A 13,306-nucleotide genomic window follows, 5' to 3' on the forward strand; every position below is an offset into this window, starting at 1 on the left:
CCGCGCTGTGGAGCCGTCTGTGCGATGCACCCGACCGGATCAAGGCATGATGGCGAGGCCATGCCATCTGCTTTCCGACCGACACCGCCCCAGGAGGCCGTGTGATCCGGGTCCTCGTCGCCGACGACGAGCCGCTCATCCGGGCCGGCATCAGGATGATCCTCAACTCGGCCGACGACATCGACGTGGTCGCAGAGGCCGGTGACGGCCGGGAGGCGGTGAAGAACGCCCGCGGCACCGCCGTCGACGTGGCCCTGCTGGACATCCAGATGCCGGTGATGGACGGGCTGACGGCCCTGGCCGAGCTGGGCCGCGCCGCACCGCAGGTACGGGTACTGATCCTCACCACGTTCGGCGAGCGCGACAACGTACTGCGCGCGCTCGGTCACGGCGGCGCGGGCTTCCTGCTCAAGGACACCGCGCCCGATGAGCTGATCCACGCGGTGCGGGCGGCGGCCGCCGGCAACGCCTATCTCTCGCCGGCGGCCACCCGGCACGTGGCGGACGCCCTCGCCTCCCCAGGGGCCACCGCCCGCGCGGAGGAGGCCAGACGCCGCCTCGACGGCCTGACCGCCCGGGAGCGCGACGTGCTCGCCCTCCTCGGCGAGGGCCTGTCCAACGCGGACACGGGCAAGCGGCTGCACATGAGCGAAGCCACCGTGAAGACGTACGTCAGCCGCATCCTCAGCAAACTCGGGTGCGACAACCGGGTTCAGGCGGCGCTGCTCGCGCGCGATGCAGGACTGTGAAGGCCATGGGAAATGAATTGAGCGAGGCGGCGCCCCGCTGCTAATTTCGCGGTGGACCGTGAGTCGTCGTATGGAGGTGAGCCCCGTGAACACAGTTACCCGTGGGTGCTCCCTCAACCCGTCACGGTCCGGCGGCTGACGTTCGGTGTCGCCAGGAGCGCCTGAGGTCGAGGCACTCTTGAAGGAGACTCCGATGGACACAAAGCCTTTTGCGGCTGGCCTGAGCGAGAACGCGGTGGTGATCACGCGTGTCGCGGACAGGCAATGGCATGCGCTCGATGACGACCTGGTGGTCGGTCGCGGGCATGCGCAACACCGGCCCGACGGACGCCTGTTCGTCAGTATCGACGCCTGGCACGACGCCACCTTCGACCGGCTCGCCGAGGCGATGCCGGCGGAACTGTCCGCGCCGCTGTACACGGTGGTCGACGAAGCCGACGTCGAGTTGACGGCCGGTTGGCGGCGGGCCGGTTTCGCGGTCCGGCGCCGCGAGTGGGAGTACGTCGTGCCGACCGACCCTCGGGTCACCGGGCTCGAAGCGGTGCTGCCGCCTGCGGGCGTGACGATCGTGCCCGCCGGTCAGGCGGACGAGACTCTGCTGCGGGCGGTGGACCGCGCGATCCGTGACGAAGTCGAGGCGAGCGTCGGGTGGCAGTCGATGCCCGCGGAGGTGATGCCCCGCGCCGAAGGCGACACCATCGTCGACCCGTCGAAGTACGCGGTGGCCGCGGCGCCGGACCGCTACCTGGGTCTGATCCGGGTGGTGACGGTGATCCGGCCGCGCATCGGGCTGGTCGCGGTCCGGGCCGGCGAGCAGCGCCGTGGCATCGCGCGGGCGCTGCTGGCTCACGCGCTGGGGACGTTGCACCGCTCCGGGTTCGCCGGGGCCTGGACCGAGGTCGATGAGTCCAACCAAGCGGCCTCGGCGTTGTTCGAGGGCATCGGCGCCCGGCCGATGAGCAGCAGCCTGGAGCTGGTGCGATGACCAAGAACAAGAACGTCATCGAAGTCGAGGGCAAGGTCGTCGAGTGCCTGCGCAGCGCCATGTTCACCGTGGAGCTCGAGAACGGCCATCAGGTACTCGCGCACATCAGCGGGAAGATCCGCAAGAACTACATCAAGATCATGCTGGAAGACCGGGTGCTGGTGGAGCTCCCGCCGTACGACCTTACGCGCGGCCGGATCGTGTTCCGGTACCGGAACTAGCGGCGGTCGACACCTTCCGCGGTGGCTGACCCTGGGGCTCCGGTCACGGTGTTCTCCGTGACCGGGGCACCGCCTGGTCAGTCGAGACAGAACTCGTTGCCCTCGATGTCCTGCATCACGATGCACGACTCGTTGGTGCCATCGGCGAGCAGCGTTCGCACGTGTGCCGCACCGAGGGAGACCAGTCGGGCGCACTCGGCCTCGAGTGTGGCGAGGCGCTCCGCACCCACGAGCCCGGTGCCCGCCCGCACGCAGAGATGCACCCGATTCTTGACGACCTTCCCTTCGGGAACGCGCTGGAAGAGCAGGCGCGGGCCCGCACCCGAGGGATCGCTGCAGGCGAAGTAGGTGACCTGCTCCTCAGGCGGCAGCGAGCGGTGGTAGTCCTCCCAAGTGGCAAACCCCTTCGGAACCGGCGGTACGACGTACCCCAACACCTCGCACCAGAACCCGGCGAGGCGCGCGGGTTCCGCGCAGTCGAAGGTGACTTGGAACTGCTTGATCGATGACATCGGCGCACCATAGCAAGGGGGTGCGCAGCAGGTTCAGCTTCCCTCATCCCACGCATTCCCCTAAGCTAGGTAGACCTACCTACCTAGTTTGGATTGCGATGAGCGAGACCCACGTGAGCACGGCGGGAAGCGGGAGGCGGCGTCCGGCCCGGAAGCGGTTGCTGGAGGCGGCGGCTCGGCGCTTCTACGCCGACGGCGTGGTCGCGACCGGCATCGACACGATCACTGCCGAGGCCGGCGTGGCGAAGATGAGCCTCTACAACAACTTCTCCTCCAAGGCCGACCTGGTCCGGGCCTACCTCGACGCCCGGCATGAGGAGTGGCTCGGTCTGTACCGGGCCCGGCTGGAGCGGGTCGAGGGCCCGCGCGATGGCGTGCTGGCGGTGTTCGACGCGTACGCCGATCACGCGGCGTACGCGTACGAGCACGGCTTCCGGGGGTGTGGTCTGCTCAACGCCGCCGCCGAACTCCCGGCCGGGGACGAGGGCCGGGCCGTGGTGCGTGCCCACAAGGAAGAGGTGGAGCGTCTGATCGCCGGCCACCTGGAGGAGCTGTTGCCCGATCGGCCCGACGAGGCCGGCGCGATGGCCGAGCACCTCGCCTTCTTGCTGGAGGGCGCGATGGCACGCGCCGGCCTGGAGGGCGACGGTGAGCGTGTCCAGCATGCCCGCTCGATGGCGGCGGCCCTGCTGGACCGGCTGTGAGGGGGATCGACCGCGGCCGGTCCGCGGGAATCGGGGCCCTGTGCGTGCTGGCCGCCTCCGTGCTGTGGGGGACGACGGGCACGGCCGCCACCTTCGCCCCGGACGTGGGTCCGCTGGCCGTCGGTGCCGTCGCCATGGGCCTGGGCGGACTGCTGCAAGCCCTGGTCGCCACGCGGCAGATCGCCCGGAGCATCGCGGGCCTGCGCGACCAGCGCGGCACGGTCCTGCTCGGCGCCGCCTCGGTGGCGGTCTATCCCCTGGCGTTCTACAGCTCCATGCACCTGGCGGGAGTCGCCGTGGGCACCGTCGTATCGATCGGCACCGCCCCGCTCGCCTCGGCCCTCATCGAACGCGTCATCGACGGCCGCCGGCTCACACGGCGTTGGATGCTCGCGGCCGCCCTCGGGCTGCTCGGCACCGTCCTGCTGTGCGTGGCCGAAGCCGCGCACGCCGCCGACGGCACGGGACGGGCCTCCGTGGCCGACACGTTGCTCGGCGTGGGTCTCGGCCTCGTCGCCGCCGTGACGTACGCCCTCTACTCCTGGGCCGCGCACCGGGTCATTGCCCGCGACATCCCCTCCCGCGCTGCCATGGGCGCCGTCTTCGGGATCGGCGGCCTGCTGCTCCTGCCCGTGCTGGCGGTCACCGGCGGACCGCTCGTGAACTCCTGGTCCAACGCGGCGGTCGGCAGCTACATGGCTCTCGTGCCGATGTTCGCCGGCTACGTCCTCTTCGGCTGGGGGCTGGCACACGTGCCCGCCAGCACCGCCACCACCCTGTCGCTCCTCGAACCGGCTGTCGCGGCGGTCCTCGCCGTCCTCGTCGTCGGCGAGCGCCTCCCCGCCACGGGCTGGCTGGGCATCGCCCTCGTCGTCGCGTGCCTGGCCGTCCTCACCACCCCCTCGCCTGCCCACCGCCGCTCGCGCGGGCAACCGCGCAAGCCCGCGGGCGACAAGGGGAGGACCGGGGCTGACTACGATGGTCAGCCGGCATCCGGTGGCACCGTGTCCGTCACGGGGCGACCGGCTTCGACCAAGGGCAGGAGCGGCGCAGCACGATGACAGGTCTCCGCGACGTCGTCGCACTCGACGACCCGGTGGGGGAGTCGCTTCGCGGCCACCACGGGCATCTGGCTCGCCGATTCGGCCGGGCTGTCACCTATCTGCCGGGAGTCGCGACCTTTTCCGCGGTCTCCGCGGAGGCGGACTCGGAGGAGTGGGACGACCTCGCCAGGCTGCTGGGGCGAGGCGAGTTCGCCGACATGTTCAGCTGCCCGGCGACGCCGCCGTCGGACTGGGAGCCGGTTTTCGTCCTCGAGGGCCGCCAGATGGTCTGGGCCGGTGAGAGCCGTTCGGATGTGTCGCGTGCCGAACCCGACCCCGCCGTGGTCCGGTTGGGCGCTGAGAGCGTGCCCGGGATGCTCGACCTCGTCGAACGGACCCGGCCGGGTCCGTTCTGGCCGCGCACCCATGAACTCGGCACCTATCTCGGCGTCCACGACGGCGACACGTTGGTGGCGATGGTGGGGGAGCGGCTCCGGCCTCCTGGATGGACAGAGATCAGCGCTGTCTGCACCGCTCCCGAGGCACGCGGACAGGGCCACGCCGCCCGTCTGGTGCGCGCGCTCGTCGCGCGCATCGTGGGCCGGGGCGATCGTCCCTTCCTGCATGTGGCCGAGGCGAACACCGGCGCGATCGCGCTCTACGAGCGGCTCGGGTTCGAGACCCGGAAGCACGTGACGTTTCGCGGGTTCCGCACTCCGTGAGGCATGCGGCCCCGGCGCCGTCGGCTCACCAGGCCGCGTCCTCCCACTGGTCCAGCAGGGCGTCGGCCGACACTCCGTCGGGGTCGCTCACCGGGCTCTGGGTGGACTGTTCCGTCCAGATCACCTTGCCCCGGGCCGTGTAGCGGGTGCCCCAGCGCTCTGCGAACTGGGCGACGAGGAACAGCCCCCGTCCGCCTTCGTCGGTGGTCGCGGCCCGGCGCAGGTGTGGCGAGGTGCTGCTGCCGTCGGCGACCTCGCAGATCAGGCTGTCGCGGTCCTGGACCAGCCGCAGCCGGATCGGTTCCGTGCCGTAGCGGATGGCGTTGGTGACCAGCTCGCTGATGATCAGCTCCGTCGTGAAGGCCATCTCCTCCAGCCCCCAGGTCTCCAGCCGGCGAGTGACGTCCGACCGGATGCCGGCGACGACCGCCGGATCGTTGGGCACGTCCCATTCGCCCACGTGGGAGGGGTCCAGCAGGCGGGTACGGGCCACGAGCAGGGCGATGTCGTCGCTCGACCGAGCGGGCAGCACCGCGTCGAGGACGTCCCGGCAGGTCTCCTCCGGTGTCCGGTCCGGGTGGGCCAGGGCGTGACGCAGTCCCTCGAGGCCGGTGTCGAGGCCCCGTTCCCGGTTCTCGATCAGGCCGTCTGTGTAGAGGACCAGGCGGGATCCCTCGGGGAGGGCGATTTCGGTGGTCTCGAAGGGCAGGCCGCCGCCCAGACCGAGCGGTGGTGAACCGGGCACCCGCAGGAACTCCACGGTGCCGTCGGGGCGCACCAGGGCCGGCTCGGGATGCCCGGAGCGTGCCAGCGCGCACGTCCCGGATGCCGGGTCGTAGATCGCGTAGAGACACGTGGCTCCCGAGACGCTCTCGTTGTCCCGCTCGACGTTCCCGTCGCTGTCGATCCGGGCGACCAGCTCGTCCAGATGTCCGAGGAGCTCGTCCGGGGGCAGGTCCAGGGCGGAGAAGTTGTGCACCGCGGTGCGCAGCTGACCCATCGTCGCCGCGGCGTGCAGGCCGTGCCCCACCACGTCACCGACCACCAGGGCGACCCGGGCGCCGGGCAGGGGGATCACGTCGAACCAGTCGCCGCCCACGCCTTCCAGGGCGGGCAGATAGCGGTGGGCGACCTCCACGGCCGAGTGGTCGGGCAGGGAGCTGGGCAGCAGGCTCCGCTGGAGTGTCTCGGCCAGCGTGTGCTCGCGGGTGTAGCGGCGGGCGTTGTCGACGGCGACCGCGGCCCGGGCGGCCAGTTCCTCGGCGAAGGCCAGATCCTCCCCGCCGAAAGGGTCCGCGTCCGAGCGCCAGAAACTCGCCATACCCAGCACCACACCGCGGGCCTGCAGCGGCACGGTGATCAGGGAGTGGAAGCCGAGGTCCAGCAGGTGCCGGGCGCGTTCGGGGTCCTGGGCGTTCATCCACTCACTGGACGCGGTCAGGTCGGCGTCCAGGACCGCCCGGCCGCGCTCGGCGCCGACGGCCACGGGCGAGGTGGGGACGAAACGGATCAGCTCCCCGACCGGGTAGAGGGACCGGGCACCGTCGACGCCGTGTACCGCCACCCGGCGCATCTCGGGGCCGGGGCCGGCCGACTCCGCACCCCGCAGGATCGGATCCAGCAGATCGACCGTCGCGGCGTCGGCGAACCGGGGGACCGCCACCTCGGCCAGTTCCTGCGCGGTGCGGACCACGTCCAGCGTGGTGCCGATCCGGATCCCCGCCTCGTACAGCAGCCCCAGCCGCTCCCGGGCCACCTCGGCCCGGCCCGCCAGCGCACGCAGCTCTGTCGAGTCACGCAACGTGACGACGCTCCCCGCGGGGCGGCTGCCGGGATCGACCGGCCGAATGTTGACCGCCAGCAGCCGGTCGCCCGCCAGGTGCACCACGTCGGTGACGACTCGGGCCGAGCCCAGCAGCGCGGTGGTGTCCGCCGCGAGGTCGAGCTCGGTGACGCGGCGCTCCTCGGCGTCCGCCGGCAGGTCCAGCAGCCGCCGCGCCTCGTCGTTGGCGAGCAGCAGCCGTCCGTCGTCGCCGATGATCAGTACGCCTTCCCGCACCGCGTGCAGCACCGCGTCATGGTGCTCGTACATCCGGGTCATCTCGGAGGGATCCAGGGCGCGGGTCTGGCGCCGCAGCCGCCAGGAGACGATCGCCGTGCCGACCGCGGCCACCGCGAGTGCCGCGCCCGCGAACCCCAGCAGCTGCGGCAGCTGGTCCTGCACCACGTCGTCCACGCTGGCGACGGTGACCCCGACGGATACGAAGCCGACGATGGTGGTCCCGTCGGTGTCGTAGACGGGCACGGTCGTGTCCACGGCGAGGCCCAGGCTGCCCTCGAACGTCTTGGTGAAGGGCCGGTCGGCGGCGCCGCCCTCGCGCAGGGCGAAGATGTGCTTGCCGATCAGCTTCGGGTCGGGGTGGGTCCAGCGAAAGCCCTGCGGGTCGAACGCGACCACGTAGTCGACCCCGGTGTGCCTCCGGGTGTCCTCCGCGCGCGGCTGCATCAGCTCGGTGGGCTTGCTGGACTTCATGGCATCCAGCGTCCCCGGGGCGCGCGCGAAGGACTGCGCGACCCCCATCGACAACTGCCGGGCCTCCTGCATGTTCGAGTCCCGGGCCTGCACCACGAGAGCCCCTCCCGCGGCGGCGGCGAACAGCACCATGATCACGAGCTGGAGCAGAAACACCTGGCCGGCGACGCTGCGCACCCTGGGCAGGACCCGCCGGCGTCTCCCAGCGGGCCGGCCGCCGGGCTCCGGCTCCGGCGGCTCCGGCTGCGGGTCGGGCTCCTCGACCCGTCGCGAGGCCCGCCGAGGGCGCCCTCCGCTGTGCGCGTGGGGCCGGAAGGCCGAGAGTCGACCAAGGTGCCTGGCCATACGGACTCTTTACCATGCGTGTTCATATACGGCCATATGGCTGGGTTCAGTCGGTCAGTTGCGCACCCACTCCTCCCAGCGCCCGGTCACGGAGTCCCCGTTCTCCAGCCACCACGCGATGTCCAGGTCGAAGCCCGACAGCAGGTGTCCGGGTGTGCTTGCCAGGTTCACGGCGGTGGATTCGGTGAGAAACCCGTAGGCGGCGGGCACCACAGGCCCCTCGGGGTAGACACGGGCCATACGGGCCTGCACCTCGGGCCGCAGTGCGAAATCGATGAGCCGGTAGGCGGCGTCGGAATTGGCGGCGCCCTTGGGGATTCCGTAGCCGTTGCTCTGCCTACGGGCGCCGTTCCACTCGTACGCGAGCGGAGAGCCGCCCTTGATCAGGCTCTGGACGCGGCCGGCCCAGGTGCTGGAGGCCGCGACCCGGTTGCGATCCAGCAGCTCACCCGGTTCGGCGCCGTACTCCCAGAACGTCCGCACCGAGCCCTTGATCTCGTCGAGGACCTTGAAAGCACGGTTCACGTCGAGCGGATACAGCCCGTCGAGCGGTACCCCGTCGGCGAGCAGGGCGAACTCCAGTTCCGGCCAGTCCACCGTGCCCTGAAGCGCCCTTCTGCCGGGGAAGGCGCCGACGTCCCAGAAGTCCGCCCACGACGCGGGCTTTCTCCCGCCGAAGGCGTCCGCGCCGTAGGCGAGAACGCTGGCCCAGTAGCTCTTGCCCACACCGTTGGGGGTGAGCAGGGACTCGGCGATTCCCGCGTTCCTGGCGTTCTTCAGCCGGCCGTAGTCCAGTTCCTCGGAGACGTCCTCGTGCTCGAAGCGCACGAGATTGGACATGTCGATGTCCATGACGTCGAAGCGCGGACGGCCTTCCTTGAGCTGGGCGAGGATCTGGGCGCTCGAGAAGTTCACCACGTTGATCCGCACGCCGGTTTCCTTGGTGAACGGGTCGTAGATCGCCTTGCGGTTCGCCTCGCCGTAAGAGCCGCCGAAGTCACGGACCACGAGCACCTTGCTGGTCTTGGTGGAACTCCGGTCGGTGCGGCTGTCGCACGCGGTGAGCGATACGGCAGCCACACCGGCTGCGATTCCGCCGACCCCACTCAGGAAGGCCCTGCGGTCGATCCCGACGTCTCCCACCGGCTGCCTCCCCAGTGTCTTCTGGAGTGTCTTGTGATGATCCGTGACGGAGGGTGAATCCCGGTCGGTCTTGCTTCGCGCTTCAGTCAGTTCTTATCAGGAAAAGTCCGGTCTTTACAGGCGTGAGTGTGGGAGCCCAGGGTGCGCTGCGGCTTCGTCCGGCCGGCGCCGGCAGCTGCCTCCTCGACGGGTGTGGATTGCTCACGCTTGGCGGTGCGCACGCCTCCTCGCATGGTGACGGCGCGCCGCCGTGCCCAGCAGGGCCAGACCCGCGACGCCGACCAGCAGCGTTGTCCATTCAGGCATGTGGGCGGCCCGCAGGAGGCCGGCGACGCCGAAGCTCGTATCCCACCCGGCCTCCGTGATGGCGGAGCCGAAGCCCTGGATGACGAGGATGGCACCGAAGAGCCACAGCAGCCCCTGCCCCGAGCTGCTGTCCGTCCTCTTGAGCTGCTTGTCCATGACGAGCTTTCCCTCCCGTTGGCCTCACATCGTTCCGATGCGATCGCATCACATCGTGCAGGGAATCCGGATACGATGCAAGTGCATCAGAACGTGGGAAGGAGCGAACCGTGCCCAGGCAGGTCGACTACGAGGACCGACGCCGACGGATCGCCGAGGCGGTCTGCACCCTGATCGCGCGCTCCGGCATGGAGGCCGTCAGCCTCCGCGACGTCGCCGCCGAAGCCGGCGTGTCCATGGGTGCTGTCCAGCGGTGCTTCCGCACCAAGCAGGACATGCTGCTCTTCGCGCTGGAGCACATCTCCCGACACGTCGGCGAACGTGCCCACCAGCGCATCGCCGCCACCTCCACCCCTCAGGCCGCATCGACCCTGCTGTCCCACACGCTGGCCGAACTCGCCCTGTTGGATGAGGAATCGAAGACACAGGCTCAGGTCTGGCTGGCCTTCGTCGCCCACGCCCCCGCCAGTGAGGAACTGGCCGCCGTCCTGCGCGACACCTATGCCAAGCTCCACGGACTCATCGCATGGCTCATCCGCTACGGCCAGGACACCGGGGAAGTTCCCCAGCACGTCGACCCCGATCGCGAAGCCCACACACTCCTCGCCCTGGCCGACGGCCTCACGACCCACGTCCTGACAGGCCACCATGCCCCGCCCACGGCACTGGCCATCCTCCGACGCCATGTCGACCACCTGCTGGAAAAGGCATCCGACCGCGGGTGATGAGGTGGCACGGTGAGCAACCACGATGAGGCGGCGGCTGTCCGTCCGTTGACACTGGCTTGGGTGAGCCGGCATCTGGAAGTCGGCGAACGGGTCGTCAGAACCGAGACGCTGCGCGGCGGCATCACTGCCGAAATGCGGAGGCTGACCATCGGAACGCGGGGCGGAGGTACCCGTGACCTGGTACTGCGGACGTTCGTCGATACGGAGCACGCCGAGGACTGCCTGAACAGGGAGGCCGGCGCCCTGATCCTGCTCGCGGGGACCGGCGTGCCGGCGCCTGGGCTGGTCGCGGTTGATCCGACAGCCGCGCGTTGCGAGTATCCCTCGCTCCTCATGACGCATCTGGAGGGCCGGACGGTCCTCGATGATGAGGGACTGGAGAGCCGTGTTCCTTGCTTGGCCCGTCAACTCGTGGAGATCCACGCGCTGCGACCCGCCGAGCGGCCCCGGGAGTATGTGGCGTTGACGACCGCCGACACCTTCGTGACTCCGAAAGGGGCCGACGCGGCGGCCTGGGCCGCGGCGATCGACGTGATCCGCAGGCCTGCGCCGCCCTACGAAGGGCGGTTCCTGCACCGGGACTTCCACCCCGGCAACGTGCTGTTCGACGCGTCGTCCTCAAGTCCGGCAGCTGCCCGGATCACCGGCGTCGTCGACTGGGCGGCCACCTCCTGGGGTCCGGCGGATCTCGATGTGGCGCACTGCTCCACCAATCTCGCGCTGCTGCACGGCCCGGCGTGGGGTCTGCGGTTCGCTGAGGCGTATGAGGAGGCCGGTGGGGTGCTGGCCGCGACCGCGAGCGAGCGGCTGTACTGGCGGGTGCGGGACGGGCTGGCGTTCTCGGAGGAAGTGCGGTTGGTGTCGCAGCCGTGGCGGGAGGCGGGGAGGGCGGAGCTGACGACGCGGGTTGTGGAGGAGCGGCTGGATGCCTATGTCATCGCCCTGATGGATGCGTTGGGCTGAGCCAAGGCGGTCCGGGGCGCTTCGCTTCTACCAAGCGTTCCAGAGCCCGTCGTGGCGGTGGCGGACCGGAGGGATGTCTGCGTCGTCAAGGTCGTGGCCGGCGTGGTGCAGTCCGCGGATCCGCTGGGCTTCGAGTCGACGGTGGAGCCGGGCCCGGCCTTCAGCCTTGGCGATCTCCGCAGAGAACGAGCCCTTTCTGCAGTGGAGCACCATCCACTGCCAGGAGGTGATCCGGTGCAGCATCTTCGTAGGGGCAGGGCGACGGCCTTCGCGGGTGGCCTGGGCCAGTTCAGCGTGCGTGTAGCGCAGGTCGTAGAGGGACATGGACTCCGAGGCGACGTCTTGGATGCGGAGTTGCCTGGGAGTCGTGCGGACGGTTCGGGACATCGAGAGCCTCCGTAGGCCCCCTGGGCTTTCCAGAGGTACCTACGGAGGGTGCGTAGTGGTCAGCACGACTCAGCCTCCTTGTCGGTCGGACGATCGGTCAGCAGGACAGTAGTCGTGCGGGGCTGCAACGCCCAGCGAGCGGTGATGTACCGCTCGGGCGCGAGTCCGTCGCGGTTTGCTTCCAGTCGGGCGTGCCGGGGGTATTGACGCTTCCGGTTGGTCGCCCTTAGCGTCTGCCCGGCTCTACGAACAGTGTCTGATATGTCGAACGGTGAAGTGTCCGACGGGAGTTGGGGCACGGGCGCCTTCCACCAGAGCAGGAGATGCGCATGTCCACGGTTCTCGGCAGGTTGACGACGCTGTTGGTCGCCGTCTGTCTGGTTCTCACGGGCCAGGCTGTGATCAGACCCGACAAGGCGGGCGCCGCCGAGCCGGGCTATCTGATGACGCACTTCGTCGGAGAGGGGGCCGCCGGTCAGCAGATCTACTTCTCGCACAGCGTCGATGGCCTGCACTGGAGCGACCTCAACGGCGGTGGGATGACCCTGCGCTCCACGGTCGGCACGCGCGGGGTGCGCGACCCCGCACTGGTCCGCTCACCGGACGGCGGCAAGTACTGGATCATCGCGACCGACCTGTGCATCGGCTGCGGGCAGTCGTGGGAGGATTCCACGTCCAACGGCAGCCGCAACCTCGTGGTGTGGGAGTCGACGGACCTGGTCACCTGGTCGCAGCCCCGGCTGCTGAATGTCGCCGGCGCGATCCCTGACGGGCGCAACGCCTGGGCGCCGGAGGCGATCTGGGACCCGGAGACCAAGAACTACGTCCTGTACTGGGCGACGAACGCGACGCTCGACGGCGTACTGAAGCACCGCATCTACTACGCCCGCACCACCGACTTCCGCACCATCACCACCCCGCGGCTGTACATCGACCGCCCCGGCGCGCAGGGCATCATCGACACCCAGATCATCGAGACGCCGTCGGGCACCGGCACCTACCGCTATGTGCGGGCCTCCGGTGACGGCCAGATCACCCTCGAAGGCAGTAACTCGATCCTCGGGACCTGGACCACCCTCGGCAACCTCTCCGGCATCGGCCTCACCGGCTCGCAGGTCGAGGGCCCGATGTGGATGAAGTTCCGTGACCGCGACGAGTGGGCCCTCTACCTCGACCAGTACGCCGCGGGCCGCGGTTACATGCCCGTTCTGACAAGCAACCCGTCCGCTTCCGGCACGTACCGTCTGCCGGCCTCCGGCAGCTACGGCATGGGCGGGACCAAGAAGCGCCACGGCGCGATCCTCACCCTGACGGCCGCCGAGGAGAGCCGCGTCCTGACCCGCTGGGCCGACACCCCGGTCAATCGGCTCCAGTCGTACAACTACCAGGACCGGTACATCCGGCACGCGAACTTCGACGTCCGCGTCGACCCGAACGTCAGCCCCGCCCAGGACGCCCAGTTCCGGCTGCGGCCGGGCCTCGCGGGAAACGGTACCGTTTCCTTCGAGTCGGAAAACTTCCCCGGGTACTACCTGCGGCAGGACGGCACCGACTTCCAGCTGGTCCACAACGACGGCACCGCCGCGTTCGCCGCGGACGCCACGTTCCGCCGGGTCGCGGGTCTCGCCGACTCGGCAGGGTCGTCGTTCCAGTCGTACAACCACCCCGACCGGTACATCCGCCACTTCGGGTTCCAGCTGAGGCTCGACCCGATCACCACCGCGACGGGGCGCGGCGACGCCACGTTCAAGGTCGTCCAGTGACCGCTCAGTCCCCTAAGAGTGTCCGGAGAGTTCCAAGAAGGAGTGC

Annotated in this window: 14 protein-coding genes; 9 read left to right on the forward strand and 5 right to left on the reverse strand. The window is 69.9% G+C overall.

The window, feature by feature from the left end; genetic code table 11:
• The first annotated feature begins 101 nt into the window (after positions 1-101).
• The 3 genes from ACFT4A_RS15505 to infA all read left to right on the forward strand — a co-directional run bounded on the left by ACFT4A_RS15505 (position 102) and on the right by infA (position 1,955).
• Positions 102-749, forward strand: coding sequence for a response regulator (locus tag ACFT4A_RS15505; RefSeq protein WP_382830069.1), 648 nt, complete (start codon positions 102-104; stop codon positions 747-749).
• Positions 750-942: 193 nt separating this feature from the next.
• Complete coding sequence (locus tag ACFT4A_RS15510) at positions 943-1,734, forward strand: GNAT family N-acetyltransferase (RefSeq protein ID WP_382830071.1); 792 nt, start codon at positions 943-945, stop codon at positions 1,732-1,734.
• Entirely contained in the window at positions 1,731-1,955 is a 225-nt protein-coding gene (gene infA, locus ACFT4A_RS15515; RefSeq protein ID WP_010981942.1) for a translation initiation factor IF-1, read from the forward strand. Before ACFT4A_RS15510 ends, infA begins: the two co-directional genes overlap by 4 nt.
• A 77-nt stretch (positions 1,956-2,032) precedes the next feature.
• Here the strand turns inward: infA and ACFT4A_RS15520 are convergent, their stop codons facing one another.
• Entirely contained in the window at positions 2,033-2,467 is a 435-nt protein-coding gene (locus tag ACFT4A_RS15520) for a VOC family protein (protein ID WP_382830074.1), read from the reverse strand.
• Positions 2,468-2,565: 98 nt separating this feature from the next.
• Here ACFT4A_RS15520 and ACFT4A_RS15525 point away from each other — a divergent pair, with 98 nt between their 5' ends.
• From ACFT4A_RS15525 to ACFT4A_RS15535, 3 genes are read left to right on the forward strand one after another with little or no spacing between them, the layout of a single operon-like run.
• Positions 2,566-3,171: a TetR/AcrR family transcriptional regulator gene (locus tag ACFT4A_RS15525; RefSeq protein WP_382830076.1), complete on the forward strand. Its 606-nt coding sequence runs from the start codon at positions 2,566-2,568 to the stop codon at positions 3,169-3,171.
• Positions 3,168-4,232 carry a DMT family transporter gene (locus ACFT4A_RS15530; RefSeq protein WP_382830079.1) on the forward strand — a complete coding sequence of 355 codons (1,065 nt, stop codon included), beginning with the start codon at positions 3,168-3,170 and terminating at the stop codon, positions 4,230-4,232. Before ACFT4A_RS15525 ends, ACFT4A_RS15530 begins: the two co-directional genes overlap by 4 nt.
• Positions 4,229-4,936 (forward strand): GNAT family N-acetyltransferase, encoded by a 708-nt coding sequence (locus ACFT4A_RS15535; RefSeq protein WP_382830082.1) that lies wholly within the window; start codon positions 4,229-4,231, stop codon positions 4,934-4,936. The genes ACFT4A_RS15530 and ACFT4A_RS15535 overlap by 4 nt, the downstream gene beginning before the upstream one ends.
• Positions 4,937-4,961: 25 nt before the next feature.
• Here ACFT4A_RS15535 and ACFT4A_RS15540 read toward each other — a convergent pair whose 3' ends face one another.
• The 3 genes from ACFT4A_RS15540 to ACFT4A_RS15550 form a co-directional block, all read right to left on the reverse strand.
• On the reverse strand, positions 4,962-7,601 hold the full coding sequence (locus tag ACFT4A_RS15540; protein ID WP_382830275.1) for a SpoIIE family protein phosphatase: 2,640 nt from the start codon (positions 7,599-7,601) through the stop codon (positions 4,962-4,964).
• Between the two features lie 267 nt (positions 7,602-7,868).
• Complete coding sequence (locus tag ACFT4A_RS15545; RefSeq protein WP_382830085.1) at positions 7,869-8,894, reverse strand: ABC transporter substrate-binding protein; 1,026 nt, start codon at positions 8,892-8,894, stop codon at positions 7,869-7,871.
• A 264-nt stretch (positions 8,895-9,158) separates the two neighbouring features.
• A complete protein-coding gene (locus tag ACFT4A_RS15550; RefSeq protein ID WP_382830087.1) occupies positions 9,159-9,419 on the reverse strand; it encodes a hypothetical protein in 261 nt (86 codons plus the stop codon).
• A 110-nt stretch (positions 9,420-9,529) separates the two neighbouring features.
• On the opposite strand from ACFT4A_RS15550, the gene ACFT4A_RS15555 reads away from it, so the two are divergent.
• Both ACFT4A_RS15555 and ACFT4A_RS15560 read left to right on the forward strand, forming a co-directional pair.
• Positions 9,530-10,144, forward strand: a complete 615-nt coding sequence (locus ACFT4A_RS15555) for a TetR/AcrR family transcriptional regulator (protein WP_382830089.1) — start codon at positions 9,530-9,532, stop codon at positions 10,142-10,144.
• Between the two features lie 12 nt (positions 10,145-10,156).
• Complete coding sequence (locus tag ACFT4A_RS15560; protein WP_382830090.1) at positions 10,157-11,110, forward strand: phosphotransferase family protein; 954 nt, start codon at positions 10,157-10,159, stop codon at positions 11,108-11,110.
• Positions 11,111-11,137: 27 nt separating this feature from the next.
• Here ACFT4A_RS15560 and ACFT4A_RS15565 read toward each other — a convergent pair whose 3' ends face one another.
• Positions 11,138-11,497: a hypothetical protein gene (locus ACFT4A_RS15565; protein WP_382830093.1), complete on the reverse strand. Its 360-nt coding sequence runs from the start codon at positions 11,495-11,497 to the stop codon at positions 11,138-11,140.
• Between the two features lie 329 nt (positions 11,498-11,826).
• On the opposite strand from ACFT4A_RS15565, the gene ACFT4A_RS15570 reads away from it, so the two are divergent.
• The gene (locus tag ACFT4A_RS15570) at positions 11,827-13,260 is read left to right on the forward strand and encodes a glycoside hydrolase family 43 protein (protein ID WP_382830096.1); all 1,434 of its coding nucleotides are present in this window, start codon (positions 11,827-11,829) and stop codon (positions 13,258-13,260) included.
• The last annotated feature ends 46 nt before the right edge of the window (positions 13,261-13,306 follow it).

It is taken from the genome of Streptomyces sp. NPDC057099 (genome assembly GCF_042671245.1).
Lineage (GTDB): Bacteria > Actinomycetota > Actinomycetes > Streptomycetales > Streptomycetaceae > Streptomyces > Streptomyces purpurascens.

Bases quoted from the DNA above. Each gene is read 5' to 3' on its own strand.
- ACFT4A_RS15535 (WP_382830082.1), top strand. From the start codon at position 4,229: ATGACAGGTCTCCGCGACGTCGTCGCACTCGACGACCCGGTGGGGGAG.
- ACFT4A_RS15540 (WP_382830275.1), bottom strand. From the start codon at position 7,601: ATGGTGCTGTTCGCCGCCGCCGCGGGAGGGGCTCTCGTGGTGCAGGCC.
- ACFT4A_RS15565 (WP_382830093.1), bottom strand. From the start codon at position 11,497: ATGTCCCGAACCGTCCGCACGACTCCCAGGCAACTCCGCATCCAAGAC.
- ACFT4A_RS15525 (WP_382830076.1), top strand. From the start codon at position 2,566: ATGAGCGAGACCCACGTGAGCACGGCGGGAAGCGGGAGGCGGCGTCCG.
- infA (WP_010981942.1), top strand. From the start codon at position 1,731: ATGACCAAGAACAAGAACGTCATCGAAGTCGAGGGCAAGGTCGTCGAG.
- ACFT4A_RS15520 (WP_382830074.1), bottom strand. From the start codon at position 2,467: ATGTCATCGATCAAGCAGTTCCAAGTCACCTTCGACTGCGCGGAACCC.
- ACFT4A_RS15570 (WP_382830096.1), top strand. From the start codon at position 11,827: ATGTCCACGGTTCTCGGCAGGTTGACGACGCTGTTGGTCGCCGTCTGT.
- ACFT4A_RS15510 (WP_382830071.1), top strand. From the start codon at position 943: ATGGACACAAAGCCTTTTGCGGCTGGCCTGAGCGAGAACGCGGTGGTG.
- ACFT4A_RS15550 (WP_382830087.1), bottom strand. From the start codon at position 9,419: ATGGACAAGCAGCTCAAGAGGACGGACAGCAGCTCGGGGCAGGGGCTG.